Origin of the sequence: Leifsonia sp. C5G2, assembly GCF_013359685.1 — a bacterium.
Classification (GTDB): domain Bacteria; phylum Actinomycetota; class Actinomycetes; order Actinomycetales; family Microbacteriaceae; genus Leifsonia.
In genome coordinates this window covers 306,995-330,769 of the sequence record NZ_JABFMV010000003.1, presented here as the reverse complement: position 1 = coordinate 330,769, position 23,775 = coordinate 306,995, and the positions used below count along the sequence as shown (strand labels likewise).

At 71.5% G+C, this 23,775-nt stretch carries 27 protein-coding genes and 1 pseudogene; 16 read left to right on the top strand and 12 right to left on the bottom strand.

Annotated features, from left to right (window positions below; genetic code table 11):
- Nucleotides 1–10: 10 nt before the first annotated feature.
- Both HNO83_RS06330 and HNO83_RS06325 read right to left on the bottom strand, forming a co-directional pair.
- Nucleotides 11–826: a potassium channel family protein gene (locus HNO83_RS06330; RefSeq protein ID WP_175336655.1), complete on the bottom strand. Its 816-nt coding sequence runs from the start codon at nucleotides 824–826 to the stop codon at nucleotides 11–13.
- Between the two features lie 120 nt (nucleotides 827–946).
- Nucleotides 947–2,269: a bifunctional o-acetylhomoserine/o-acetylserine sulfhydrylase gene (locus HNO83_RS06325; protein ID WP_175336654.1), complete on the bottom strand. Its 1,323-nt coding sequence runs from the start codon at nucleotides 2,267–2,269 to the stop codon at nucleotides 947–949.
- Between the two features lie 108 nt (nucleotides 2,270–2,377).
- Between HNO83_RS06325 and HNO83_RS06320 the strand changes: the two genes are divergently transcribed.
- A complete protein-coding gene (locus tag HNO83_RS06320) occupies nucleotides 2,378–3,157 on the top strand; it encodes an SDR family oxidoreductase (protein WP_175336653.1) in 780 nt (259 codons plus the stop codon).
- Nucleotides 3,158–3,160: 3 nt separating this feature from the next.
- Complete coding sequence (locus HNO83_RS06315; RefSeq protein ID WP_175336652.1) at nucleotides 3,161–3,862, top strand: potassium channel family protein; 702 nt, start codon at nucleotides 3,161–3,163, stop codon at nucleotides 3,860–3,862.
- Between the two features lie 3 nt (nucleotides 3,863–3,865).
- Here HNO83_RS06315 and HNO83_RS06310 read toward each other — a convergent pair whose 3' ends face one another.
- On the bottom strand, nucleotides 3,866–4,657 hold the full coding sequence (locus tag HNO83_RS06310) for an aminoglycoside adenylyltransferase domain-containing protein (protein WP_217498748.1): 792 nt from the start codon (nucleotides 4,655–4,657) through the stop codon (nucleotides 3,866–3,868).
- 2 nt (nucleotides 4,658–4,659) lie between these two features.
- Nucleotides 4,660–6,138: an MFS transporter gene (locus HNO83_RS06305; protein WP_175336651.1), complete on the bottom strand. Its 1,479-nt coding sequence runs from the start codon at nucleotides 6,136–6,138 to the stop codon at nucleotides 4,660–4,662.
- A gap of 42 nt (nucleotides 6,139–6,180) precedes the next feature.
- Here HNO83_RS06305 and HNO83_RS06300 point away from each other — a divergent pair, with 42 nt between their 5' ends.
- The 6 genes from HNO83_RS06300 to HNO83_RS06275 all read left to right on the top strand — a co-directional run bounded on the left by HNO83_RS06300 (nucleotide 6,181) and on the right by HNO83_RS06275 (nucleotide 9,955).
- Nucleotides 6,181–6,702 carry a phosphoribosyltransferase gene (locus HNO83_RS06300; protein WP_175336650.1) on the top strand — a complete coding sequence of 174 codons (522 nt, stop codon included), beginning with the start codon at nucleotides 6,181–6,183 and terminating at the stop codon, nucleotides 6,700–6,702.
- Between the two features lie 5 nt (nucleotides 6,703–6,707).
- Entirely contained in the window at nucleotides 6,708–7,400 is a 693-nt protein-coding gene (locus HNO83_RS06295) for a uracil-DNA glycosylase (RefSeq protein ID WP_175336649.1), read from the top strand.
- A 35-nt stretch (nucleotides 7,401–7,435) separates the two neighbouring features.
- Entirely contained in the window at nucleotides 7,436–8,014 is a 579-nt protein-coding gene (locus tag HNO83_RS06290) for a GNAT family N-acetyltransferase (RefSeq protein ID WP_175336648.1), read from the top strand.
- Nucleotides 8,015–8,103: 89 nt separating this feature from the next.
- Nucleotides 8,104–9,156 (top strand): hypothetical protein, encoded by a 1,053-nt coding sequence (locus HNO83_RS06285; RefSeq protein WP_249776522.1) that lies wholly within the window; start codon nucleotides 8,104–8,106, stop codon nucleotides 9,154–9,156.
- Between the two features lie 20 nt (nucleotides 9,157–9,176).
- The gene (locus tag HNO83_RS06280; protein ID WP_175336647.1) at nucleotides 9,177–9,722 is read left to right on the top strand and encodes a DUF2781 domain-containing protein; all 546 of its coding nucleotides are present in this window, start codon (nucleotides 9,177–9,179) and stop codon (nucleotides 9,720–9,722) included.
- Between the two features lie 2 nt (nucleotides 9,723–9,724).
- A complete protein-coding gene (locus HNO83_RS06275) occupies nucleotides 9,725–9,955 on the top strand; it encodes a hypothetical protein (protein WP_175336646.1) in 231 nt (76 codons plus the stop codon).
- Nucleotides 9,956–10,165: 210 nt separating this feature from the next.
- Here HNO83_RS06275 and HNO83_RS06270 read toward each other — a convergent pair.
- The 4 genes and pseudogenes from HNO83_RS06270 to HNO83_RS06255 form a co-directional block, all read right to left on the bottom strand.
- Nucleotides 10,166–10,525: pseudogene (locus tag HNO83_RS06270) on the bottom strand (DMT family transporter); the annotation flags it as partial.
- A gap of 202 nt (nucleotides 10,526–10,727) precedes the next feature.
- Nucleotides 10,728–11,525 carry a hypothetical protein gene (locus HNO83_RS06265; protein ID WP_175336644.1) on the bottom strand — a complete coding sequence of 266 codons (798 nt, stop codon included), beginning with the start codon at nucleotides 11,523–11,525 and terminating at the stop codon, nucleotides 10,728–10,730.
- Nucleotides 11,522–12,454, bottom strand: coding sequence for an ABC transporter ATP-binding protein (locus tag HNO83_RS06260; RefSeq protein ID WP_175336643.1), 933 nt, complete (start codon nucleotides 12,452–12,454; stop codon nucleotides 11,522–11,524). Before HNO83_RS06260 ends, HNO83_RS06265 begins: the two co-directional genes overlap by 4 nt.
- Nucleotides 12,451–12,846, bottom strand: coding sequence for a GntR family transcriptional regulator (locus HNO83_RS06255; protein WP_115696134.1), 396 nt, complete (start codon nucleotides 12,844–12,846; stop codon nucleotides 12,451–12,453). The genes HNO83_RS06260 and HNO83_RS06255 overlap by 4 nt, the downstream gene beginning before the upstream one ends.
- A 103-nt stretch (nucleotides 12,847–12,949) precedes the next feature.
- Between HNO83_RS06255 and HNO83_RS06250 the strand changes: the two genes are divergently transcribed.
- Genes HNO83_RS06250 through HNO83_RS06240 form a run of 3 tightly spaced genes read left to right on the top strand, consistent with a single transcriptional unit; the run spans nucleotide 12,950 to nucleotide 16,981 of the window.
- Nucleotides 12,950–14,107 carry an alpha/beta hydrolase gene (locus HNO83_RS06250; RefSeq protein WP_175336642.1) on the top strand — a complete coding sequence of 386 codons (1,158 nt, stop codon included), beginning with the start codon at nucleotides 12,950–12,952 and terminating at the stop codon, nucleotides 14,105–14,107.
- Between the two features lie 9 nt (nucleotides 14,108–14,116).
- A complete protein-coding gene (locus tag HNO83_RS06245; protein ID WP_175336641.1) occupies nucleotides 14,117–15,547 on the top strand; it encodes an amidase in 1,431 nt (476 codons plus the stop codon).
- 48 nt (nucleotides 15,548–15,595) lie between these two features.
- Entirely contained in the window at nucleotides 15,596–16,981 is a 1,386-nt protein-coding gene (locus HNO83_RS06240) for a pyridoxal phosphate-dependent decarboxylase family protein (protein WP_175336640.1), read from the top strand.
- Nucleotides 16,982–17,064: 83 nt separating this feature from the next.
- On the opposite strand, the gene HNO83_RS06235 is transcribed toward HNO83_RS06240, so the two are convergent.
- Both HNO83_RS06235 and HNO83_RS06230 read right to left on the bottom strand, forming a co-directional pair.
- A complete protein-coding gene (locus tag HNO83_RS06235) occupies nucleotides 17,065–18,861 on the bottom strand; it encodes a gamma-glutamyltransferase family protein (protein ID WP_175336639.1) in 1,797 nt (598 codons plus the stop codon).
- Between the two features lies 1 nt (nucleotide 18,862).
- The gene (locus HNO83_RS06230; protein ID WP_175336638.1) at nucleotides 18,863–19,237 is read right to left on the bottom strand and encodes a DUF1844 domain-containing protein; all 375 of its coding nucleotides are present in this window, start codon (nucleotides 19,235–19,237) and stop codon (nucleotides 18,863–18,865) included.
- 268 nt (nucleotides 19,238–19,505) lie between these two features.
- Here HNO83_RS06230 and infC point away from each other — a divergent pair, with 268 nt between their 5' ends.
- Genes infC through rplT form a run of 3 tightly spaced genes read left to right on the top strand, consistent with a single transcriptional unit; the run spans nucleotide 19,506 to nucleotide 20,782 of the window.
- The gene (gene infC, locus HNO83_RS06225) at nucleotides 19,506–20,162 is read left to right on the top strand and encodes a translation initiation factor IF-3 (protein ID WP_175336719.1); all 657 of its coding nucleotides are present in this window, start codon (nucleotides 19,506–19,508) and stop codon (nucleotides 20,160–20,162) included.
- Nucleotides 20,162–20,356, top strand: a complete 195-nt coding sequence (gene rpmI, locus HNO83_RS06220) for a 50S ribosomal protein L35 (protein WP_175336637.1) — start codon at nucleotides 20,162–20,164, stop codon at nucleotides 20,354–20,356. The genes infC and rpmI overlap by 1 nt, the downstream gene beginning before the upstream one ends.
- Before the next feature lie 33 nt (nucleotides 20,357–20,389).
- Nucleotides 20,390–20,782 (top strand): 50S ribosomal protein L20, encoded by a 393-nt coding sequence (gene rplT / locus HNO83_RS06215; RefSeq protein ID WP_175336636.1) that lies wholly within the window; start codon nucleotides 20,390–20,392, stop codon nucleotides 20,780–20,782.
- Nucleotides 20,783–20,851: 69 nt separating this feature from the next.
- Here rplT and HNO83_RS06210 read toward each other — a convergent pair whose 3' ends face one another.
- A complete protein-coding gene (locus tag HNO83_RS06210; RefSeq protein WP_175336635.1) occupies nucleotides 20,852–21,739 on the bottom strand; it encodes an aldo/keto reductase in 888 nt (295 codons plus the stop codon).
- Nucleotides 21,740–21,817: 78 nt separating this feature from the next.
- Here HNO83_RS06210 and HNO83_RS06205 point away from each other — a divergent pair, with 78 nt between their 5' ends.
- Entirely contained in the window at nucleotides 21,818–22,396 is a 579-nt protein-coding gene (locus tag HNO83_RS06205; protein ID WP_175336634.1) for a TetR/AcrR family transcriptional regulator, read from the top strand.
- 3 nt (nucleotides 22,397–22,399) lie between these two features.
- Here HNO83_RS06205 and HNO83_RS06200 read toward each other — a convergent pair whose 3' ends face one another.
- Nucleotides 22,400–22,780, bottom strand: coding sequence for a hypothetical protein (locus HNO83_RS06200; RefSeq protein ID WP_175336633.1), 381 nt, complete (start codon nucleotides 22,778–22,780; stop codon nucleotides 22,400–22,402).
- 86 nt (nucleotides 22,781–22,866) lie between these two features.
- Between HNO83_RS06200 and HNO83_RS06195 the strand changes: the two genes are divergently transcribed.
- Nucleotides 22,867–23,667, top strand: coding sequence for a TrmH family RNA methyltransferase (locus tag HNO83_RS06195; RefSeq protein ID WP_175336632.1), 801 nt, complete (start codon nucleotides 22,867–22,869; stop codon nucleotides 23,665–23,667).
- The last annotated feature ends 108 nt before the right edge of the window (nucleotides 23,668–23,775 follow it).

Here is a 23,775-nt window from a genome sequence, read left to right as displayed (position 1 = left end):
GACCGAAGTGTTACGACCCGTCCGTCTCGGCGAGCAGCCGGCGCAGTTCCGCGCTCGCCGCCTCCGACTGGGCGAGCAGCGCACGCAGGCGGTCGGCGGTGGGTCCCGGGCGCGTCTCGTCGGCCGCCGGGGCCGGCTCCGCCGCCGCCTCGCCGCCGCGCCGCGGTCCGAGGAAGAGGTTGGCGAGGTATCCGGTGAAGGTGCCGAAGATGCCGACGCCGACGATGATGATCGCCGTCCCGATCAGGCGGCCGGTGTTCGTCACCGGGTACTGGTCGCCGTAGCCGACGGTGGAGATCGTGACGATCGTGTACCAGAGCGCGTCGGAGGCGGAGCGGATGTTCGCACCGCTCGCGTCCTCCTCCACGGCGAGGATCGACAGGCTGCCGAACTGCAGCACCAGGATGCCGAGCAGCAGCAGCGTCATCAGGGCGCTGTTCGCGCGGTCGTGCAGCAGCGTCCTGCCGACGGCGCGGATGCCGACCTGACGCAGGAGCCGCACGACGCGGAGCAGCCGGAAGACACGGAGGACCTTGAGCTGAGCGAACGGCAGGCTCGCCAGCAGGTCGGCCCAGCCGAAGCCGCGGAAGAAGTACCGCCCGGCGGACGGCGCCGTCAGCAGCCGGTACAGGAAGTCGCCGAGGAAGATGACGCTGAACAGCGCGTTCATGGCCGACAGGATCAGCTGCAGCGAGGGATCGGAGGCGAACCCGTACATGAGCACCAGGTTCGCGATCGAGAGGATCGAGAGAAGGCCGATGAAGATCTCGTAGGCGGTGTTCTTCAGTTCGGAGCGGACCTTCCTCGCCCCGCGTGGTGTGGTCATGGCCACATTGTGCTGCGGCCGCCCTCACTGCGAGCAGACACCATCCACTCCCGAGTACACGAAGAGTGCACGTGGAACCGGGGTTCCGCGTGCACTCTTCGTGTAGTGGATGGTGGCGGGTTACGCGCGCGCAGCCTCCACGACCGAGCGGGCGGCGGCGAGGCCGGCGGACAGGTCGGCCTTCAGGTCGTCGATGTTCTCGAGGCCGACCGAGAGGCGCACCAGGCCGGGGGTCACGCCCGCGGTCAGCTGCTGCTCGGGGGTGAGCTGCGAGTGCGTCGTCGACGCCGGGTGGATGACGAGGCTGCGGACGTCTCCGATGTTCGCCAGGTGGCTGAACAGCGAGAGGTTGTCGACGAGGGCCGCGCCCGCATCCACACCGCCCTTGAGCTCGAACGACAGCACCGCGCCGACGCCCTTGGGAGCGTACTTGTTCGCGGCCGCGTACCACGGGCTCGTCGGGAGGCCGGAGTAGTTCACCGACGCGACGTCGGGGTGCGCCTCGAGGAACTCGGCGATCTCCTGCGCGTTCTGCGTGTGCCGCTCGACGCGCAGCGAGAGCGTCTCGATGCCCTGGATGAGCTGCCAGGCGCTCGCCGGGGCGATCGCCGAGCCGAGGTCGCGCAGCAGCTGCACGCGGGCCTTGATGATGTAGGCGAGGCCGTCGCCGACCGCGGCCGTGTAGCTGGCGCCGTGGTACGACGGGTCCGGCTCGGTGAGGCCCGGGAACTTCGCCACGTTCTTCGACCACTCGAAGGTTCCGCCGTCGACGATGATGCCGCCGATGACCGTGCCGTGGCCGCCGAGGAACTTGGTGGCCGAGTGCACCACGATGTCGGCGCCGTGCTCGAACGGACGGATGAGGTACGGGGTCGCGATCGTGTTGTCGACGATCAGCGGGACGCCCGCCTCGTGCGCCACGTCGGCGACGAGGGCGATGTCGAGGATGTTGATCTTCGGGTTGCCGATGGTCTCCGCGAAGAACAGCTTGGTGTTCGGGCGGACGGCGCGGCGCCACTCGTCGGCGTCGTCCTGGTTCTCGACGAACGTGGTCTCGATGCCGAGCTTGGCGAGCGTGTACTTGAACAGGTTGTACGTGCCGCCGTAGATCGAGCTGGAGGAGACGATGTGGTCGCCGGCCTGCGCGATGTTCAGCACCGCGAAGGTCTCGGCCGCCTGCCCGGAGGCGACGAGGAGGGCCCCGGTGCCCCCTTCGAGCGCGGCGACGCGCTCCTCGACGACGGCCTGCGTGGGGTTCTGGATGCGCGTGTAGATGTTGCCGAACTCGGCAAGCGCGAACAGGTTCTTGGCGTGCTCCGCGTTGTTGAACACGTAGGAGGTGGTCTGGTAGATCGGGGTCGCCCGGGCGTTGGTCACCGGGTCCGGCGCAGCGCCGGAGTGGATCTGCTTCGTCTCGAACTGCCATTCGGCGGCGTCGGTCATGGCTTCTCTCTTTCGGGTAGGCGTGTGGGCGGGTCGTTGGAAGGCTATTCGCGTGACCGCGCGCGGGCAACGCCTCCGAAACACGCCGTAACCCGCCACAATGGCCTCATGGCAAGACGTGTGGTCGTGACGGGAGCGAGTTCGGGCATCGGGGCGGCGACGGTGCGCGCCTTCCGGGAGCAGGGGTGGGACGTGGTCGGCGTCGCCCGGCGCGAGGACCGCCTCCGGGCGCTCGCCGAGGAGACCGGCGCCGAGGTGTTCGCCGCCGACCTGACGCGGCAGGAGGACGTGGATGCGCTCCGCGACCACCTCGCGGCGACCGGCGGCGTCCACGCGCTCGTGAACAACGCGGGCGGCGCGCACGGCCTCGACTCGGTGGAGTCCTCCAGTGTCGACGACTGGGTGTGGATGTACGAGATCAACGTCATCGGCACCAAGCGCGTGCTCTCCGCCCTGCTCCCGCTGCTGCGTGAGGGCGCTCGGGAGACGGGTCATGCCGACATCGCGGTCGTCACCTCCATCGCCGGCCTCACGGCGTATGTGGGCGGCGGAGGCTACAACGCGGCGAAGTTCGCCGAGCATGCGCTGACCGAGGTGCTGCGGCTGGAGCTGAACGGCGAGCCCATCCGGGTCGTCGAGATCGCCCCGGGGATGGTCGCGACCGAGGAGTTCTCGCTCGTGCGCTTCGGCGGCGACCAGGCGCGGCGCGACGCCGTCTACGAGGACGTCCCGGAGCCCCTGTCGGCGGACGACGTCGCCGAGACGATCGTGCACGCGCTGACGCTGCCGCGCCACGTCGACCTCGACCTGATCGTGGTCAAGCCGGTGGCCCAGGCCGCGCCGTACCGGCTGCACAAGGGCGAGCTGAAGGTCAGGACCGAAGGCTGACGCATGGGGATCGCGAACGACGCGAAGCGCGAGGGCTGGGAGCGGGCCACCGCCTGGCCGACAATGGCGGCGTCGTTCCTGTTCCTGATCGCGTACTCCTGGGACACCCTCGATGAGCGTCCGACCCCCGACCTGCACAACGTGCTCGTGGTGGTGCTGCTGGCGGTGTGGGCGTTCTTCCTGGTCGACTACGTGGTGCGGCTGACGCTCGCCGAGCACAAGGCGGACTTCGTCCGGCACTCGCTGATCGACCTGCTCTCGGTGTTCATCCCGCTGGTCCGGCCGTTCCGGCTGCTGACCGGGCTGCGCCGCATCCCGGCCCTGCGCGGGAACACGGCGTCGCACCTGCGCCGGCGGGTGGTGATCGTCGCCGGGGTCACCGTACTGATGTTCATCTACGTGATCGCGCTCGCCGAGTTCCGGGTGGAGCGCTACGCCGTCGGCTCCAACATCCGCAGCTTCGGCGACTCGCTCTGGTGGGCATGCGTCACCATGGCGACGGTGGGCTACGGGGACTACTACCCCGTCACTGTGCCCGGCCGGCTCCTCGCCGTGGTCCTCATGATGGGCGGTATCGCGATCGTCGGAACCGCGAGCGCGACCATCGTCAACTACCTGAACGAGCGCACGCAGCACCTGCGACGCCACGACGACCCCCGTGACGGGCACGAGCGGCCGCACGACGGCCGCGAGGACCGCGGCTGACGCTCACTCCTCGGCGACGCGGACGCACTTGCGCAGCAGGTCGAGCGCCTCGCGCCCGTCGCGCACGGTGAACTCCTGGCGGTCGCCTGAGCGGTCGCGCACCGCACGCTGCAGCAGCTCCGTGTGCTCGGGCCAGCGCTCGGCGGCATGCTCGGCCGCGGCGGTCTTGGAGAGCACCTCGCCGGTCTCGATCGTGGCCACCAGCCGGATCGGGCCGAGAGCGACCCAGCGCACGGTCTCGGGACGCAGCGGCTCGTGCTCCGCCCGCTCGGCGAGCTCGGCCTCCAGAGCGTCCCCGATCCGCTGCCAGTAGTCCTGCAGGTTGTCGCGCGAGAAGGCGACCACGCCCTGGGCGGTACCGGGATGCCGGTCCGACACCGGGCTCCAGATCACGTCGCCGCCGTCGACGATCCCCTGGACTCCGGACTCGAGCTCCCGCCAGGTCACCCAGCTGAGCTGCGCGCCGGGCAGGGAGGAGACGAGCACCCCCTCCACGACCTGCGGCGCGGTCTGGACGATGTCGGGCCCGCGGGCGATCTCGGACTCCGTCAGGTACACGCCGTCGATGTGCGGGTCGGAGGAGGCGTGCAGCTCTGCGAGGGCGGGGAGGTCGTCCACCGGGTCGCGCGTCACGACGAACACCACGTCGATGTCGCTGACTCCCGGATGCCAGTCCCCGGCGGAGGCGGAGCCGGTGACGATCGCGCGGCTCACCAGCCCGGGGGCGCGGCGTCTCTGCTCCAGCAGGAACTCGGTGAGGGCGTCGGCGACGGTGGGCGGGAGCTGCTCGGGCATGATCACTCCATGGCGGGTTCGGGTGCTTCGACGGGTTCGGGGTCCGCGAACGCCAGCCGCGGCACGAAGAACAGGAGGACGGCGGCGAGGAGAGCGCCGAGTCCGCAGATCGTCCAGACCAGCATGTAGCCGAACAGGCTGGCCGCGGTCGCCGTCACGGTCGCGGCGCCGGCCAGCAGCACGACGCCGAAGACGGCGGACGCGAACGAGCCGCCGACCGTCTTCGTGGTGTTGGTCAGGGCGGTGGCGACGCCCGTCTGACCGCGCGGGGCGGCGGCTGCCGCCGCGGCGGGGAGCGCCCCGACGAGCGCGCCGGAGCCGAGTCCGGCGATCGCCATGTTGGTGAACACCTCCCAGGTCTGGAGGTGGAACGGCAGGAAGAGCAGGTAGCCGATCGCGACGAGGAAGGATGCGCCGATGAGGGTCACCCGCGGCGTCAGCCACGACGAGACGAGCGGGAACAGCAGGGCCCCCACGATCATCGAGATCAGGTAGGCGCCGATCAGGATGCTGCGCTGCCCGGCCGTGAGCCCCAGCCCGTAGCCGTTCGCCGGGTCGGTGCCCGCGTAGGTGCTGAGCGGGGCCTGTGCGCCGAGCAGGCTGATCCCGATGAGTCCCGCCGTGAGCTGCACCGGCCACATGGTGGGCTTCCGGAGCACGCGGAGGTCGATGGCCGGGTCGCTCTGGCGCAGCTCCCAGCGCCCGAACGGGAGGAACGACAGCAGCCCGAGCACGATCAGCCCCCACACCCACCAGGTGCCGACGCCGTTCAAGCGCAGGAAGGTGAGGCCGGAGGTGATGAGCAGGAGCCCCAGCGCGAGCAGGGTGAAGCCGACGCCGTCGAGCGAACGTCCCGGGACGGGCTCCGACTCGGGCACGCCGAACAGGATGGCGAAGAAGACGAGGGTCACCGCGACGGCCGGGACCGTCAGGGTGAGGGCGACGTTGCCGCCGAGCGCCTCGAACAGCAGGCCCGCGCCGACAGCGCCGAGGATCGCACCGGCCTCCAGTGCCACGACGAGCAGCCCGGCCGCGCGGCGCGTACGGGAGGCCGCCGCGCCCGTTCGCCGGCCCCGGTCGAAGATGAGCGCCACCTCGAGCGGCAGCCAGACCACGTAGAAGCCCTGCAGGGCGAACGCGAGCAGGTACGAGACGAAGTCGCCGGAGAACGCGAGCGCCCAGGTGGAGAGCGCAGTGAGCGCGGTCGCGATCAGCAGGATGCGCTTGTGCCCGAACATGTCGCCGAGCTTCGCCAGCACCGGCAGCACGAGTGCGGAGACGAGCAGCTGCGCCGCCTCGAACCAGTTGTAGTCGGCGTCGTGGATGCCGAGATGCTTCACGATGTCGGAGATCAGCGGGACGTAGTAGCCCTGCAGGATGCCGCTGGTCAGTTCCACGAGCGCGAGCCAGCCGATGAGCCCCGCCATAGCTCCGATCGCGACCGTGGCCCCGCGCTGGGCCGACGTCCTCTCCGATGTCATGCGCGGATGCTAACACCGGCGGACCCCCGGTACGGTAGAACAATGGCCAGCGAACTCGACGATTCCGGTGCAGACGTCCTCCAGGAGACGGAGCGGGAGGTCCTCGGCTGGCTGGAGTTCGGCGAGGCGGCGCGTCATCTCGCCGGCGAGGTCGTCGAGTCGGGCTTCGAGCCCGATCTGGTCGTCGCCATCGCCCGCGGCGGCCTGCTCCTGGCGGGAGCGATCTCCTACGCGCTCGGGATCAAGGCCTGCGGCGCCCTCAACGTCGAGTTCTACACGGGCGTCGACACGCGGCTCCCCGAGCCGGTCGTGCTCCCGCCGATGCTCGACTCGTCGGCCCTCGACGCCAGGCGCGTGCTGCTGGTCGACGACGTCTCCGACTCCGGCCGCACGCTCGCGATGGTCGTCGACCTGATCGCGGCCTCCGGCGCCGACGTGCGGACCGTGTGCCTCTACTCCAAGCCCCGGACCGTGCTCGAGCCGGACTTCGTCTGGCGGCGCACCGACCGCTGGATCACCTTCCCGTGGTCGGCCCTGCCGCCGGTGACCGCCGCCACGCACTGACGCCTATGCCGAAGACGCTCGCCGAGCTCGCCGCCGACGGCTCGATGGATCCCGGCTGGGCGGCCGCGCTCGAACCGGTCGCCGACCGCATCGCCGCGATGGGGGAGTTCCTCCGCGCCGAGGTCGCTGCCGGGCGGCCGTACCTGCCGGCCGGGGACGCGGTCCTCCGCGCCTTCCGTGCTCCTCTCGCCGACGTGCGCGTGCTGATCGTCGGCCAGGACCCGTACCCGACGCCCGGGCATCCGATCGGCCTCTCGTTCGCCGTCGAACGGCACGTCCGGCCGCTGCCGAGGAGCCTGCAGAACATCTACCGCGAACTCCGGGACGACCTCGGGCTCGTGCCTCCGCCCCACGGCGACCTGAGCGACTGGGCCGGCAACGGGGTCATGCTGCTCAACCGGGTCCTCACCGTCCGCCCCGGCGAGCCCGCCTCGCACCGCGGGAAGGGGTGGGAGGCGGTCACCGAGCACGCCATCCGCTCGCTCGTCGCCCGCGGCCGCCCGTTCGTGTCGATCCTGTGGGGGAGGGACGCCGCCACACTGAAGCCGCTGCTCGACGGCAACCCCGTCATCGAGTCGCCGCACCCGAGCCCGCTCTCCGCCTCGCGCGGCTTCTTCGGCTCGAAGCCGTTCTCGCGCGCGAATGCGCTCCTCGAACGTGCCGGCGAGAAGCCGGTCGACTGGACCCTGCATCCGTAATACGCCCGCAACGCGCGCGACGTACGCTTGATGTCGTGTTGGAAGAGGAATATCAGGAGCGCCGCGTCCTCCCGCGTCACCTGCGCAAAACCCCGGCCGCCGAGGCGCCGTTCGAGTACGCGATCCGCGACGCGCGCCCGGAAGACCTCCCGCACGTCCGCGAGATCTACAACCACTACGTCGCCAACAGCACCGTCACGTTCGATGAGGACGCGATGACCCTGCGCGAGTGGAAGAGCAAGTACGCGTACCTGACCAAGCTCAAGATGCCGTTCATCGTCGCCGAGTCGCCCACCGGCCAGATCCTCGGCTACGCCCTCGTGCAGCCCTGGAAGCAGAAGCGCGCCTACCGTTTCACCGTCGAGAACTCGATCTATCTGGGTGCAGCCTCCACCGGCAAGGGCTTGGGGCCGGTCCTCATGCAGGCCCTGATCGACCGGTCGAGGGAGGCCGGGCTCAAGGAGATGATCGCGGTGATCGCCGACAAGGGCGCCGAGGCCTCGATCAAGATGCACGAGAACTTCGGTTTCACCGAGATCGGCCGGATGGGCCGCGTCGGCTACAAGTTCGACCGCTGGCTGGGCACGGTGCTGATGCAGAAGTCCCTAAAGTAACGTTTGGATGACGGCCGTACTCTGCACCGGCCCGATGCGTTAGCGTCCTCCTGAGCGAGTCGATCGCGCGCATGCCGAGGGGGGAATACATGTCTGGACGCGTCTCGATGAGTCTGCTCGGTGCCGCTGCGGCGGCGCTCGTGCTGGCCGGATGCGCGCACGCGCAAGCGGGCGAGCCGACCCGCGGGGAGACCCCCGCCGCCGTCGCATCCCCGAGCCCGTCGCCGGTTCCCACGGCCCAGGCCCTGCGCGTCCCGACCACGTGCGACGCCCTCCTGCCCGCCTCCGTCCTGGCGGAGATCGGGGACGGGCTGACGCCCGCACCGGACGACCGCACCGAGCGCAACTCGTCGTGGGCCGACGAGCGCGTGGGAGCCCTGAGGTGCCACTGGTCCAACGGGGTGGAGGGGCCCGGCGGTCTCGAAGTGCGGGTCGCCGTCGGCCCGGAGGTGACGCGCGAGGCGTTCGACGGCTGGCTCGACGGGGAGCAGGGCGCCGGCATCCACTCCCCGGCGGTCGCACCCGACGCCTACACACTGGAACCGCAGGGCACCCCGATGGGGTTCCTCTTCCTCACGCCCCACTATGGGTCGTCGGGTTACCTGATCGCGGGGAGCGACGTCCAGCTCCCGTCCGATGCCGCCACGCGGGCGCTGGAGCAGGTCCACGGCGTCGTGGCTGCTCTCGGGGCGCCGGGGCCGCTGTGGGTGCCGACCCCGAACCTCCGGGGCGCGAGCGACTGCGACTCCCTGGCGACCGCGAGCCAGCTCGGCGAGCTCGCCGGGCTCCCGGCCGCGCGCGAGGTGAAGAGCGACGGGGGCGAGTACTCCACGTCGCTCTTCAACATCGATCGACAGGTCGGGGGATACTGGTGCACCTGGATCTCCGACGACCAGTCCGTCAGCTACTCGGTCAACGTGTCCGTGCTGCCCGGCGCTGCGGAGTCGGCCGCGAAGGCACGCCCGGCCGGGTCCTCCGATGTCACAGGGATCGGTGAGTCGGCGTACGTCTCGCCCAGCGGCGTGCTCAACGTGGTCGCCGCCCATGGCTGGGTGCAGGTCTCCGGGGCGGGCGGCCTGACCGCCGACCGGGCCAGGGCTCTCGCGAAGCAGGTGCTCGTCAACGTCGGCTACACGGGCTGACCGGCGCTAGGCTCGCCCCCGTGAGCACCGTGACCCCTGAGACCGGACAGGTCGCCGCCGCGCCCGCGAGGCCGGCGAACCTGCCGCTGCGCAAGCGTCCGTTCGACATCTTCTTCATCGTGATGTTCTCGCTGTTCATCGTGACCTGCATCATCAGCGACGCCATCCCGACGCTGGGGATCCCGCAGACGGCGACGACGACCAACATCCTCGCCCAGTGGAACTACACCTACTCGTCGCAGTACGACCCGCTCTACATGCAGGAGCCGCTCTGGCTGCGGTTCATCACCGGCACGAGCGCGTTCGTCTACCTGCCGTTCTACGTGCTGCTCGTGATCAGCCTGGTGAAGGGGTTCAACTGGATCCAGCTGTTCGCCGTCATCTACGCGACCATGATCATCAGCCTGACCGCCATCCCGATCTTCGGTGTCGAGTTCTTCGGCCCGGACGGGCAGCGCACGCCGAACCCCGTCGTGTTCCTGCTCTACAACGGCCCCTACGTGCTCGTACCCTTGCTCTTGCTGATCCGGATGCGCAAGCCGCTGCCGTTCACGAGGAGGTTCTGACGATGCCGCTGCTGGAAGACCTGACCGTCTACGAGGACGGCGACCGCTACGACGTGTACGACCACTCGTTCCCGGACGAGGACGCGGAGCTCGGCCGCGGGCGGCTGCTCGGCGAGATCACGGTGACACCGGAGGGCGAGTACGTCCCGGCGGGCGTCGGTGCGGTCTACCCGTTCATCGCGCCCGCGCGCACGCTCGATGAGGCGCTGGAGGCGTTCGTCGGGTCCGCCTGAGCGCGGCCGGCGCCGCGTGCTCCTCTCCGGCAGGTGCCCGGCCCCGCGGAACCGCCGGCGCCCTGCCGTGGTCAGCGATCGAACGTTCGAATCTCCTGCAGCACCGCCTAACGTCGGAGATTCGAAGGCTGAGCCGCCGAATCTCCGACGGAAGCCGACGTCGGGCCGACGCCCCGCGGCAGGGCTGAGCCGCCGAGTCTCCGACGGGCGTCACGCCGGGTGGCGCGCGCCGAGCTCCAGCAGCCCGACGCCGCCGATCACGAGCACGAGGCCCGCGATCTGCACCCAGGTCAGCGACTCCTTGAAGAACACCCACGAGATGATGGCGATCGCGGCGACGCCGACCGCCGACCAGATCGCGTAGGCGATGCCGAGCGGGACGCCGCGGCCGAGGGCGAGCAAGAGGGCGAAGAAGGACGCCAGGTAGCCGACCACGACGATCACGAAGGCCCACCACTTGGCGTTGTCGCCGGAGGTGAACTTCAGGAATGTCGTCGCGACGACCTCGGTCGCGATGGCGACCGCCAGGAACAGATAGCCGAGCACGGATGCCACGCTAGCGAAAACCGGGGCATCCGCCCTCCTCCCGCTATGAGTTCACCGCACGTTCCGCTCCGTGTCGCCGGCTCGACCTAGCCTGAGGGCGACGACATCGTCGGACGGAGCGGAACCCGCGCCGGACGAGTGAGGCCGATGGCACGAAACCGTGGCCGGGAGTTGCGAGACTCCCGGCCACGTCCACGTCCGGACCCCCTCCGGACGGCCTGTGCGGTCAGCTGCGGGGCGTCGCCCTGCTGAGCACCGCGTAGCCCGCTGCGGCCGCGACGACGGTCGGCAGGAGCAGCCAGGCGGTCACCCCGATCGGACCGTTCGCGACGAACCACTCGCCGACGGCCGGCCAGTTCTGCGTATACGTGAGCAGCGCGACGGCCCCGACGATCAGCAGGGCGAGCACGGCGCCGGCGGCGAGGATGCCGTACATCCGCCAGCGCATGAACAGGGCCGCCGAGAAGGCGCCGACCGCGAAGAAGAACAGCATCGCGGCGAACACCATGAACAGGCGCCCTGCGAACGTCTCTCCGGCGAAGTACACCGACGTGAACAGATGTCCGCCGAGCCCCCAGCCGTTCGTCCACTCCTCGAGCGTCGACAGCAGCGCGAACCCGAGCGCGTACCCGGCGGCCAGCACGAGGAAGGTCAGGCCGGAGCCGATCGCGAAGTCGCGGCGCGTCACGCTGTAGCCCAGCGCGAAGGGGAAGGTGGAGGAGACGACCTGGATGGCGATCACCATCATGTAGACGAAGATGTAGAACGCTCCGCCGCTCCACTGGGTGCCGTCCATGGCGTCGGCCCGGTCCCCGGGCGCGCTGGCCGACCAGATGATCCACCAGATCAGCCAGTTCACGACGCCGATGAAGAACATGATCATCGCGGGGATCCAGATCACGGTCCACTTGTTGACGAGGTTCAGCCGGACGACCCGCCAGATGCGCGCTCCGGCGCCGGGTGCGGCGGCCGGCGCGCGGCCGGGTGCGGCCGCAGGGTGTGCCGGGGGGTGTGCTGCGGTCATGCGCTCTGCTCGATTCCTGTCTCGTGGGCGTCCGGCGAGCGGACCCCGGTGGTGCGGACGATCAACTGCTGGAGGGACACGGGTGCGAGCTCCAGGCCCGCGGCGGCGGCCTCCGCCCGGTCGGCGGGCCCGAGCCCCGCGACGGTGACGGAGGAGAGACCGCCGAGGCCGTCGCGGTGCATGACCTCCCGGCTCCGCACGAACGCTTCGACGGCCGCCCGCGGCCCGACGACCGTGGTGGCGGAGGTGCGCAGGGTCTCGGCGTCCTCATCCATGAGGATGCGACCCTGCTCGATGACGATCACCCGCTCGAGCAGGTTGGCCACCTCGTCGATCAGGTGCGTCGACAGCACGACCGTGCGTGGATGCTCCGCGAAGTCCTCGAGGAGGCGGTCGTAGAACAGCTGTCGCGCGACCGCGTCGAGGCCGAGGTACGGCTCATCGAAGAAGGTGAGCGGTGCCCGGGAGGCGAGGCCGACGATCACGCCGATGGCGGAGAGCTGACCGCGGGACAGCTTCTTGATGCGGCGGTTCATCGGGAGGCGGAACTCCTCCACCAGCTGCTCAGCGAACTCCGCGTCCCAGTTCTCGAAGAACCAGGGCGCACTGCGCAGCACGTGCTTCGGCTGGAAGTCCTCGGGGTAGCGCTGGCTCTCCTTGATGAAGCAGATGTTCTGCAACACCCGCGCGTTCTCGGTCGGCTTCTCGCCGAAGACGTGGATGTCGCCCTCGGTCGCGAAATCCTGGCCGGTGATCAGCTGCATCAGCGTGGTCTTGCCCGCGCCGTTGCGGCCGAGCAGCCCGTGGATGCGGCCGGGCTCGATGCGGAGGCTGACGTCGTCGATCGCGGCGAACGTGCCGTACCGCTTGGTGAGGCCCGTGACCTGCACCGCCGGGGCGATGGAGGCGGGGGCGGGGGCGGCGCTCATGCGCTCAGTCCTTTCGTCAGGGGTGTGGTCGGCTCGGGCGCTGCGGCCGTCGCGATCATCCGGGAGAGCTGGTCGGGGCCGATGCCGAGCTTCGCGGCTTCTGCCAGGAGGGGACGGACGTACTCGTCGCGGAACGCGTCGCGCCGTTTCGCGACGAGTCGTTCGCGCGCGCCGTCGGAGACGAACATGCCGATGCCTCGCTTCTTGTAGAGGATCCCCGCGTCCACGAGGAGGTTCACGCCTTTGCCCGCGGTCGCGGGGTTGATCCGGTAGAAGGCGGCGAACTCGTTGGTCGACGGCACCTGCGTCTCGGCGGGGTAGACCCCGTCGATGATGTCGTCCTCGATCTGTTCGGCGATCTGCACGAAGATCGGCTTGCCTTCGTCGATCATCCGAGCCTCACCGGTTCATTACTCATGTAACTAACCAACCAGGCCGGACGGGGTTCTGTCAAGACCCCCGTCATGTTCGAGGTCCCCGCCTCGTCTGGAGGGTATGGGCTGGCTTCTGGCTGTCGGGTGCATCGTCGCACTCGTCCTGATCGTGGGGCGCATCGCGGGCGGCATCGGGATCGCGGCCGCGCGCGCCGTCGTGGTCCATGGCCGGCCGCGCGTGACGCGCATCCACCGGAGCGACGCGGCGACCGTGACCCTCGAGGCCGATCGGTGGACGACGCACGCCGGCCTGTTCGGGCTGTGGTTCGGCAGCGGCGGTCACGCCGTCGTCGGCCCGGTGTGCGGGCTCGACCCGGTCGAAGGCACGGTCACGCGGGAGCTCGTGACCGTGACCGGCGACCTGGCGGGACACGTCCGCGGCCGCTGGACCGGGCACGTGCACGCCGGGCCTGCGGACCTGTCGCCGGGCTTCCGGGAGGTGGCGGTGCCGGTCGCCCGGGGAGTCGCGCCCGCCTGGGAGATCGCCCCCACCGGGCGGGACCGCTCCACGACGTGGGCCGTCCACATCCACGGGCTGGGGTCGACGCGCATCGGCGCGCTCCGGGCCGTCCCCGCCGCCGACGCGCTCGGGATGACCTCGCTCGTCGTCTCGTACCGCGGCGACGGCGAGGCGCCGGACGCCGAGGGTGGGCGGGTATCCTCGCTCGGCGCGCGCGAGTGGATCGACGTGGACGCGGCGATCGGCCACGCGGTCGACTGCGGCGCCGAGCGCGTCGTGCTGATCGGCTGGTCCCTCGGCGCGGCGATCGCCCTGCAGCTGACCGAGCGCAGCGCGCACCGCGACCTGATCGACCGGCTGGTGCTGATCGCTCCGGTGACCGACTGGCGCGCCGCGATCCGCCAGGGTGCCCGCGAGCGACGGCTGCCCGGGTGGGTCGCGGCGGCGGCGCTCCGCACGCTCTCGGACGCCCGGTCAGGCGCCCGTGTCGGCCTCCCGGAGCCGATCGACTTCGTGCAGCTGGACTGGACGCGGCCGGAGCGGCTCACCGTTCCGGCGCTCGTCATCCACTCGGCGGGCGACCGCCAGGTGCCGCTGTCGTGCTCGGTGCTGTTCGCGATGGCCAACCCTTCCCTGGTTCGGCTGATCGAGTCGCCGCCCGCGGAGCACGGCTGGGAGTACAACGTCGACCCGGAGGGCTTCACGGACGCGGTGGTGGAGTTCCTCTCCGCCGCACGCGAGGACGACCGGCTGGGTTAGCCTGGCGCCATGGCCGACCTCCACGAGCTGACCGCCCTCGACCTCTGGCAGGAATTGCAGACCGGGCGGGTGTCGCCCCGGGAGCTCGCCGCGCACTACCTCGACCGGATCGAGCGGCTCGACCCGCAGCTCGGGGCGTTCGTGACGGTCACCCGCGACCGGGCACTCGAGCGGGCCGAGGAGGTCGCGGAGAGCGTGCCGAAGACGGCTCCGCTGTGGGGCCTCCCCTCCGGCGACAAGGACCTCTGGCAGCGCGCGGGCGTCCCGACCGGGTTCGGCTCGCGGGCCATGGCCGGGTTCGTCCCCGAGGAGAGCGACGAGATCGTCCGCACCCTCGACGACGCGGGCGCTGTCAGCCTGGGCAAGACCAACGCGCCCGAGTTCGGCCTCCCCGCCTACACGGAGTCGCTCGCCGCGCCGCCCGCGCGCAACCCCTGGGACACCCGGCTCGGGGCGGGAGGGTCGAGCGGCGGTGCGGCCGTGGCGGTCGCCGCCGGGCTGCTGCCGTTCGCGCCGGGATCCGACGGCGGCGGCAGCATCCGCATCCCGGCCGCCGCCTGCGGCCTCGTCGGGCTGAAGCCGTCCCGCGGGCTGGTGCCCGCCGGCAGCGGCATCGAGTCGCTCGCCGGCCTGGTCGTCGACGGCCCGCTCGCCCGCACCACCGCCGACGCGGCCCTGCTGCTCGACGGCATGATCGCGAAGCGGCCGGACGGCACGATCGACCACCACTACACGCTGCGTGCGCCCTACGACGACGACGGCCCCTTCCTCGGAACGGCCGTGCGCGGGGAGGGCCGGTTCCAGCTCGGGGTGATGACCACCTCCGCGTGGGACGGCGCGTACGACATCGAGATCGCGCCGGAGGCCATGGCCGCGCTCGAGGCCGCGGTGGACGCCTTCTCGGGGATGGGCCACGGCCTGGAGGAGACCGCGCTCGAGCCCGACGACAGCTACGCGCCCGCGTTCCGCACCATCTGGCAGGCCGGCGCCGCGCGCATCCCGGCCGAGGGCGAGAGGCTGGGACTGCTGGAACCCCTCACGGCCTGGCTGGTCGAGCGGGGACGCTCGCTCAGTGCCCGCGAGCTGAGCGAGGCGCTGTCGGCGCTGACCGCGTACGAGCGGTCGTTCGTCCGGCAGCTGTCGTCGTTCGACGCCGTGCTCACCCCCGCCATGGCGCTGACCCCGCGGCCCGTCTGCTGGTACGACCAGGAGGACGGCGAGCGGAACTTCGCCCAGCAGGTGCAGTACACGCCGTTCACCTCGATGCTCAACGTGACCGGGCTGCCCGCGATCGTCCTCCCGGTCTCGCAGACCGAGAACGGGCTGCCGATGGGCGTGCAGCTGATCGGGCGGCCCGGCGGCGAGCGGACGCTGCTCTCGCTGGCGGCGCAGTTGGAGCGGCGCGTGCGCTGGGCCGACCGCCGACCGCCGGTCTGGTGATCCGGTAGGGGACTCCCGCAAGAGCGGGTGGACCGCTAGCATGCCCGCGTGAGCGACCAGGATGCGTTCCGACCGGCGCTCGACGAGGCCGTCGCGCTCGCCGGGCGCTGGCTCGGCGACGTGCGCGAGGGGCGCATCCCGCCCCGCGCCGACGTCGAACAGGTGAAGGATGCGCTGGGCCGGGAGCTGCCCGAACGCGGACCCGGCGCCGTCGAGGTGCTCCGGCACCTGGCGGAGGCGGCGGAGCCCGGGCTCATGCGCATCCACTCGCCCCGCTTCCACGGTTGGGTGATGGGCGGCGCGCAGCCGGTGGCGCTCGCCGCGGACTGGCTCACCTCGGCGTGGGACCAGAACAACGGCCTGCGCTCGGTGACCCCGGGCGTCGCCGGTGCCGAGGAGCTCGCCGCCGAATGGCTCGTCGACCTGCTCGGGTTGCCCGCGGGCTCGGAGATCGGCTTCGTCACGGGCGCGACGGTGGCCAACCTGGCCGGCCTGCTGGTGGCCCGCGACGAGGTGCTGCGGCGCGTGGGCTGGGCCGCCGCCGCCGACGGCCTCGCGGGCGGTCCCGCGGTGCGGCTCTTCGTCGGGGCCGAGCGACACGGCTCGGTCGACAGCGCGGCGTCGATGGCCGGACTCGGCCACGGGCGCGCCATCCCCGTCGACGAGCAGGGCCGGATGCGCGTGGACGCGCTGACGGAGGCGCTCGACGAGGGCGAGGGGCCGGCGATCGTCGTGCTGCAGGCGGGCAACATCCACTCGGGCGCGTTCGACCCGTTCGCGGAGGCGATCGGGGTCGCGCACCGCGCCGGGGCCTGGGTGCACGTGGACGGAGCCTTCGGACTGTGGGCGGCGGCCGCTCCGGCGCTCCGGCCGCTCGTCGCCGGGGTGGCCGACGCCGACTCCTGGGCGACGGACGCGCACAAGACCCTGAACGTGCCGTACGACTGCGGCATCGTCGCCGTGGCGGATCCCGGGGCGCTGCACCGCTCCATGGCGCAGCACGCCGCCTACCTCGCCTCGTCGGACTCGGTGGCCGACCCGTCCGACCGGGTGCCGGAGCTGTCGCGGCGGGCGCGCGGCGTCCCGGTGTACGCGACGCTGGCGCAGCTGGGACGGCAGGGCGTCGCGGAGCTCGTGCAGCGGCTGGCGGACTCGGCGACGGTCATCGCAGACGGTGTGCGCGGCCTACCCGGCGGCGAGGTGCTCAACGATGTCGTCTACACGCAGGTGTGCGCGGCGTTCGGGAGCGACGAGCGCACGCGGGCCGTGGGGGAGGCGCTGCTCGCCGACGGGCGTGCGCTCGCCTCCGCATCGACCTGGCACGGCCGTGCGGTGCTGCGCTTCTCGGTCAGCAACTGGCTGACCGACGCGGACGAGGCCTCCCGCACCGTGGAGGCCGTCCGCCGGGCCGTCGCCGCCGCCGCCGCCGGCTGAGCCGCGATTGCGGCCCGCCGGAACGTCTGCGGCTGCGCGCGCCGCCGCAGACGTGACGGGGGGCCGCAGTCGCGCGGCAGGTGTCAGCGGCCTGCGGCGTAGCCCTGCATGCCGCGCGGGTTGGCGGCGGCCGAGAGCACGCCCGTCCCGGGGTCGCGGCCGACGGAGGAGAGGCGGCCGAGCGTCCAGTCGCCCGCCCGGACCACGCGGTGACCGCGCGCCACGAGTCCCGCGATCACGTCGTCGCCCAGGCGGTCCTCGACCACGGCGCCCGCTGGGGTCCAGGTGCGCGGCCAGAACGACTCCGCGATGGAGGTGGTGTGCAGCGCGGGCGCGTCGATCGCCTGCTGCGGCGTGTAGCCTCCCACGATCGTGCGCAGCAGGTAGAGCAGCTGCCACTGGTCCTGCTGGTCTCCGCCGGGCGAGCCGAGCGCGGCGACCGGAACGCCGTCCTGCAGCACCAGCGTCGGCGTCAACGTGGTGCGCGGCCGCCGGCCCGGGGTGAGCGTCGCCGGACCGCCCTCCTCCAGCCAGGTCATCTGCAGACGCGTGCCGAGGCAGAAGCCGAGCTCGGGGATGGTGGGCGACGACTGCAGCCAGCCGCCCGACGGCGTCGCCGAGACGATGTTGCCCCAGCGGTCGACCACGTCGATGTGGCACGTGTCGCCGCGGGTCTCGCCGCTCCGGGACACCGTCGGCTCGCCGACGCCCTCGCTCGCGATGCCGGAGGGCGGGGTGTACGCGGTCCGCAGCGGCGGACGGAACGGCGCCACCCCCGGCACCTCGCCGGGCCGGACCTCGGCCGACGCGGTCTCGCCGATCAGCGCGCGGCGCGCGTCGGCGTAGCCGGGGGAGAGCAGCACGTCGAGCGGAACGTCGGCGTCGCCGTAGTACGCGTCGCGGTCGGCGTACGCGAGCTTCTGCGCCTCCAGCACGGTGTGGGCGCCGAGCTCCGTCGACGGGTCGAGCCGGTCGTCGTCGAAGCCGTCCAGAAGCGTGAGGGTCTGCAGCAGCGCCGGCCCCTGCGTCCAGGCGCCCGCCTTCGCGATGGTGCTGCCGCGGAAGTCGAGCGTCACCGCGGGCTCGTAGGCCGCGCGGTAGGCGGCGAAGTCGTCCTCGGCGATGACGCCCGCGTGGTCGGCGCCGTCGGAGTGCCGGTGCGGGGTGCGCACGAAGGCGGCGGCCGCGGTCGCGACCGCGCCGGTCGCCCACTCTGTGCGGGCCGCCTCGATCCGCTCTTCCCGGCTGCCCGCGGGGTCCCCCGCTGCGATCAGACCGCGGAGGACCCGCGCGTATGCCGGGTTCGCGATCAGCTGGCCGGGCTCCGGGATGCGTCCGCCGGGCATCCATTGCTCGGCGGACGTCGGCCAGTGCTCGGCGAACAGCGGTGCGACGGTGCGGATCGTGGCGCACACGCGTTCGAGCACCGGGTGGCCATCCTCCGCGTAGCCGATCGTGAAGGCCAGCACGTCGGCGAGCTCCCAGGTGCCGCGGTCCTTCAGCAGCAGCAGCCAGGCGTCCACCGCGCCGGGGACGGCCGCGGCGAGCGCTCCGGAGCCCGGCACGAGCTCCAGACCCTCCGCCCGGTAGTGCTCCGGCGTCGCATGGGCGGGCGCCGGCCCCTGCCCGCTCAGCACGACCGGCGTCGGGTCGTCGGCGGTCGCGAACAGCGCGACGAGGTCGCCCCCCGGGCCGTTGAGGTGCGGCTCGACCACGTGCAGCACGAACGCGCCGGCGATGGCCGCGTCGAACGCGTTCCCGCCGCGCTCCAGCACCGCCTGGGCCGCTCCGGTGGCGAGCCAGTGCGTCGACGCGCTCATCCCGAACGTTCCCTGCAGGGTGGGCCGGGTGGTGAACACGGCAGGCGGCGTGAACGCCATGTCAGCTGACGGGGCCGGTGTACTTCTCGCCCGGTCCCTTGCCGATCGGGTCCGGGATGGCCGAGGCCTCGCGGAAGGCGAGCTGCAGCGACCGCAGGCCGTCGCGCAGGCTGCGGGCGTGCTGGTCGCCGACGTGCGCCGCGCTCGCGGTCACGAGGCCGGCGAGGGCGTCGATCAGCTTGCGCGCCTCATCCAGATCGGTCTGGTTCTCCGGGTCGTCGGCGAGGCCGGTCTTGACCGCGGCGGCGCTCATCAGGTGCACGGCGGTGGTGGTGATCACCTCGACGGCGGGGACCTCCGCGATGTCGCGGGTGGCCTCCGCGACACCGTCGGCGTCGTCGGCGGAGTCGTCGAAGGTGAAGGATGTGTCGCTCACTGCTTTCCTCTGCTAGAATTCTTCAGGCTCCGGGGCTTGATGTCCCGGTACGAAAGTGGAGATTCCTCCCACCCGCGCTTGACCGCTATACAGGTTACCGGGTCGTTGCACTCCGCCACCGCGTGCGAACGCGGGGGTAGACAGGGTGCGGTACCAGGCCTGTGATCGAAAGATCGCAGGCCGTGCTGGTGCGTGGAACCTCCTCTTTCGCCGGAACGTCACCGACCTTCCGTGGCCGAGAAGCATCGCTTGATCAGAGGAGAAAAACATCAGCGATCCCCGTACGAATGACCGTATCCGCGTCCCCGAAGTTCGACTCGTCGGCCCCAGCGGTGAGCAGGTCGGTGTCGTCAAGATCGAGGTCGCTCTGCGACTCGCGCAGGAGGCCGACCTCGACCTGGTCGAAGTCGCGCCCAACTCCAAGCCGCCGGTCGCCAAGATCATGGACTACGGCAAGTTCAAGTACGAGGCTGCGCAGAAGGCCAAGGAGGCCCGGCGCAACCAGGCGAACACGATCCTCAAAGAGGTCCGTTTCCGCCTCAAGATCGACAAGCACGACTACGAGACCAAGCGCAAGCGCGCCGAGGGCTTCCTGAAGGCCGGCGACAAGGTGAAGGCCATGATCCTCTTCCGTGGACGCGAGCAGTCGCGCCCGGAGCAGGGCGTGCGCCTGCTGCAGCGCTTCGCGGAGGACGTCGCCGAGCTCGGGACCGTGGAGTCGAACCCCACGATCGACGGGCGCAACATGGTGATGATCATCAGCCCGCTCAAGAACAAGTCCGAGGCCAAGGCCGAGGCCAACGCAGTACGTGCCGCTTCGAAGGCGCGCGCCCAGGGGCGCGACCAGGAGGCGGTTGCTGAGACAGCCGACGCTGCTCAGTCCGACGAGAGTTCGCCCGCCCAGGCGACGAACGAGGAGAAGTAATGCCCAAGCAGAAGACCCACTCCGGAGCCAAGAAGCGCTTCAAGCTCACCGGCAGCGGCAAGGTGATGAAGCAGCAGTCCGGAATGCGCCACAACCTCGAGGTCAAGTCCAGCAGCCGCAAGCGCCGTCTGAACGCCGAGCAGGTCGTGCCCGAGGTGGATGCCAAGGTCATCCGCCGGATGCTCGGCAAGTAACCCCCGACACGTACTTCAAGAAGGAATCGACTAATGGCAAGAGTGAAGAGGGCGATCAACGCCCACAAGAAGCGTCGGGTCATCCTCGAGCGCGCCGAGGGCTACCGCGGTCAGCGGTCGCGCCTCTACCGCAAGGCCAAGGAGCAGGTCACCCACTCGCTGGTCTACTCGTACCGCGACCGCCGCCAGAAGAAGGGCGACTTCCGTCGTCTCTGGATCCAGCGGATCAACGCCGCGTCCCGTGCGAACGGCCTCACCTACAACCGCCTCATCCAGGGTCTGAACCTGGCGGGCGTCGAGGTCGACCGCCGCATCCTCGCCGACCTGGCCGTCACCGAGCCCGCGACCTTCGCGGCCCTCGTCGAGACCGCCAAGAAGGCGCTGCCGGCCGACACCTCGGCCCCGAAGGCGGACGCCGCCGCGTAAGCGACCCACCAACGTGAACGGCCCGGTCGACAGCTGTCGCCCGGGCCGTTTTCTGTTCTCGCGGCCTCGCTAGGCGGCGATCGCGTCCAGACGCTCCCGCTGCTCCGCAGTGAGTGAGACGCCGCCGGCCGCCGCGTTCTCCTCCAGGTGCGGGATGCTGCCGGTGCCGGGGATGAGCAGGATGTTCGGGGCGTGACCGATCAGCCACGCCAGTCCGACCTGGGCCGGCGTCACGCCGAGTTCCGAGGCGACGCTTTGGACCACCGGGTCCTCCGTGACGCTGGGCAGCTGCGGGAACCCGCTCCCGAGCGGGAAATACGGCACCCACGCGACGCCCTCGGCCAGGCACAGCGCGAGCGCGTCCTCGAACTCGCGGGAGAGCACCGAGAATGCGTTCTGCACGCACACGATGCCCGCGGGGAGGGCGCGCTGGACGGTGGCGTGGCGGACGGCGCTGAGCCCGATCGCGCCGATGGTGCCCTCGTCGCGCAGGGCGACGAGCTCGGCCAACTGGTCGTCGAGGTCCACCAGCTCGTCGTCGGGGACGGTGATGCCCGGCCCGACCTCCGGCCGGCGCAGGTTGACCACGTCCAGCCGGTCGCGGCCGAGCGAGCGCAGGTTGGCGTGCACCTGCTCGCGCAGCTGCTCCGGGCGCTGCTCGAGCGCGAGCGGGAACGTGCCGCCCTCGACCCGGACGGCGCCGACCTTGGTGACGACCGTGACCGCCTCGTCGCTTCCGAACGCGCGGCGGATCAGGTCGTTGGAGACGCTCCGGCCGTAGAAGTCGGCGGTGTCGATGTGGTCGATGCCGAGTTCGGCGGCGCGACGGAGCAGCGCGACGGCGGCCTCAGGATCGTACTCGAAGCGCTCGAGCGCCATGGCGCCGTAGCCGACGCGCGAGACGGTGCGCGTGCCGAGCTGGGCCGTTCCGCCGGGTCGGGTGATGGTTCCGGTCATATCCCCTCCTAGAATGAGGCTGAAGCGGAGGAGCCTCCGCTCTTGTGACCGTAGCACTTAACCGGAGGTGCCTCCACTTTGTCCGACGTCACCCGCGCCGCGCGGCGCCCGCGCGCCGATGCCGCGCGCAACCGCGCCGCGATCCTCGACGCCGCGCGCACCGCGTTCACCGCGGCGGGCGAGGACGCGTCGCTGGAGGCGATCGCGCGCTCGGCCGGGGTCGGCATCGGGACGCTGTACCGCAACTTCCCGACCCGGGAGGAGCTGGTCGCGGCGGTGTACGCCAGCGAACTGGATGCGGTGCTCGCGACCGTGCCCGACCTGCTCGCCCGGCACACGCCGGATGCGGCCCTCCGCGCCTTCCTGGATACCTACGCCGGGTTCATCGCGACCAAGCGCGGGATGGCGGAGTCGGTGCGGGCGGGCGCGATCCGGTCGGCCGCGGAGTCGGCGGACACGCGCCGCCGCGTCAACGAAGCGGTCGGCCTCATCCTCGCGGCGGGCGCGGAGCAGGGCGTGTTCCGAGAGGGGATGGCGGCGGACGACGTCACCGCCGCGATGATCGGGGTGTTCCTGACCACCGCGAACAGCGCCGACCCCGGGCAGACCGGACGGCTGCTCGACCTGCTCGTCCGCGGGCTCGCGGCGGGGGAGTAGCGCTCAGTCGTCGGCGCCGTGGCCGCCAGAGCCGTGGTCGTCGCCGACGTCGTGCGTGGCCGGGTCGTCCGCGCCGTGGTCGTCGCTCAGGTCGTGCGTGGCCGGGTCGTCCACCCCGTGGTCGTCGCCGACGTCGTGGGTAGCCGGGGCGTCCGCGCCGTGGTCCTCCCCGAAGTCGTGGGTGGTGGGCGGTGCGACCGGTACCGTGCTCGGCAGGTCGCTCGGGGTTGGGCGCGGGGTGCGGTCGACCACGGCCGGGATGCTGCTCTGCACGATGCGAGGACCGTCGTCCGCGCCCTCGCCGCCGCCCGTCGCCGCGACCGCGGCCGCCGTGCCGAGCCCCAGTGCGACCGCCGCGCCGCCGGCGATCCACGCCGTCCTCATCCATGTCCTCATCGTTCGACCTCCTCTGGTCTCGTGTTCATCACGAGACGCGGAGCCGCACGGTTCATCGCCCCTAAGCTGGTGCCATGCTGGACAACCCGCGCTCGCCGCGCGTCAGGGCCGTCGCCAAGCTCGCCAAGCGTCCCGCCCGCGCGGAGACGGGGCTCTTCCTCCTGGAGGGGCCGCAGGCCGTCGAGGAGGCGCTCGGCTTCCGCCCGGAGCTGCTCGTCGACCTCTTCGCCACCCCCACCGCGCTGGAGCGGTACCCCGACATCGCGCGCGCCGCGGCCGACGCCGGCATCGAGGTCGAGTTCGTCACCGAGCACGTGCTGGTCGCCATGGCCGACACCGTCACGCCGCAGGGCTTCGTCGCGGTCGCGCGGCAGTTCCCGACCTCGATCCGCGACATCCTCACCGGCTCCCCGAAGCTCGTGGCGGTGCTGGAGGAGGTGCGCGACCCGGGCAACGCGGGCACGATCATCCGTGCAGCCGACTCCGCGGGCGCCGACGCCGTCATCCTGACCGGGCGCACCGTCGATCTCTACAACCCGAAGGTGGTCCGCTCGACCACCGGGTCCCTGTTCCACGTGCCGGTCGCCGTCGGCGCAGGCCTCGCCGACGTCGTCGGCCGCGCCCATGCGGCCGGACTGCAGGTGCTCGCCGCCGACATCAAGGGCGAGGACCTGCTCGCCGCCCGCCGCGACGGCGAGCTCTCCCGGCCGACGGCCTGGGTGTTCGGCAACGAGGCGCACGGGCTCGCCGACGAGCTGCTCGACCTGGTCGACCGTGTGGTCACGGTCCCCATCTACGGCCGCGCGGAGTCGATGAACCTCGCCACCGCCGCCTCCGTCTGCCTCTACGAATCGGCCTTTGCGCAGCGCTCCTGACCGCGAGGTGCTCGTCGTCGCTGCCTCGCGCGGCGTGTCGACAGCAACGACGAGCACCTCGCCGGACCGGGCGGAGTGAGGGAGAGCGCGCCGACTAGACTGGGTGAC

Coding starts and splice junctions, on each gene's coding strand:
- HNO83_RS06330 (WP_175336655.1), bottom strand. CDS start 826: ATGACCACACCACGCGGGGCGAGGAAGGTCCGCTCCGAACTGAAGAAC.
- HNO83_RS06325 (WP_175336654.1), bottom strand. CDS start 2,269: ATGACCGACGCCGCCGAATGGCAGTTCGAGACGAAGCAGATCCACTCC.
- HNO83_RS06320 (WP_175336653.1), top strand. CDS start 2,378: ATGGCAAGACGTGTGGTCGTGACGGGAGCGAGTTCGGGCATCGGGGCG.
- HNO83_RS06315 (WP_175336652.1), top strand. CDS start 3,161: ATGGGGATCGCGAACGACGCGAAGCGCGAGGGCTGGGAGCGGGCCACC.
- HNO83_RS06310 (WP_217498748.1), bottom strand. CDS start 4,657: ATGCCCGAGCAGCTCCCGCCCACCGTCGCCGACGCCCTCACCGAGTTC.
- HNO83_RS06305 (WP_175336651.1), bottom strand. CDS start 6,138: ATGACATCGGAGAGGACGTCGGCCCAGCGCGGGGCCACGGTCGCGATC.
- HNO83_RS06300 (WP_175336650.1), top strand. CDS start 6,181: ATGGCCAGCGAACTCGACGATTCCGGTGCAGACGTCCTCCAGGAGACG.
- HNO83_RS06295 (WP_175336649.1), top strand. CDS start 6,708: ATGCCGAAGACGCTCGCCGAGCTCGCCGCCGACGGCTCGATGGATCCC.
- HNO83_RS06285 (WP_249776522.1), top strand. CDS start 8,104: ATGTCTGGACGCGTCTCGATGAGTCTGCTCGGTGCCGCTGCGGCGGCG.
- HNO83_RS06275 (WP_175336646.1), top strand. CDS start 9,725: ATGCCGCTGCTGGAAGACCTGACCGTCTACGAGGACGGCGACCGCTAC.
- HNO83_RS06265 (WP_175336644.1), bottom strand. CDS start 11,525: ATGACCGCAGCACACCCCCCGGCACACCCTGCGGCCGCACCCGGCCGC.
- HNO83_RS06260 (WP_175336643.1), bottom strand. CDS start 12,454: ATGAGCGCCGCCCCCGCCCCCGCCTCCATCGCCCCGGCGGTGCAGGTC.
- HNO83_RS06255 (WP_115696134.1), bottom strand. CDS start 12,846: ATGATCGACGAAGGCAAGCCGATCTTCGTGCAGATCGCCGAACAGATC.
- HNO83_RS06250 (WP_175336642.1), top strand. CDS start 12,950: ATGGGCTGGCTTCTGGCTGTCGGGTGCATCGTCGCACTCGTCCTGATC.
- HNO83_RS06245 (WP_175336641.1), top strand. CDS start 14,117: ATGGCCGACCTCCACGAGCTGACCGCCCTCGACCTCTGGCAGGAATTG.
- HNO83_RS06235 (WP_175336639.1), bottom strand. CDS start 18,861: ATGGCGTTCACGCCGCCTGCCGTGTTCACCACCCGGCCCACCCTGCAG.
- rpmI (WP_175336637.1), top strand. CDS start 20,162: ATGCCCAAGCAGAAGACCCACTCCGGAGCCAAGAAGCGCTTCAAGCTC.
- rplT (WP_175336636.1), top strand. CDS start 20,390: ATGGCAAGAGTGAAGAGGGCGATCAACGCCCACAAGAAGCGTCGGGTC.
- HNO83_RS06210 (WP_175336635.1), bottom strand. CDS start 21,739: ATGACCGGAACCATCACCCGACCCGGCGGAACGGCCCAGCTCGGCACG.
- HNO83_RS06200 (WP_175336633.1), bottom strand. CDS start 22,780: ATGAGGACGGCGTGGATCGCCGGCGGCGCGGCGGTCGCACTGGGGCTC.
- HNO83_RS06195 (WP_175336632.1), top strand. CDS start 22,867: ATGCTGGACAACCCGCGCTCGCCGCGCGTCAGGGCCGTCGCCAAGCTC.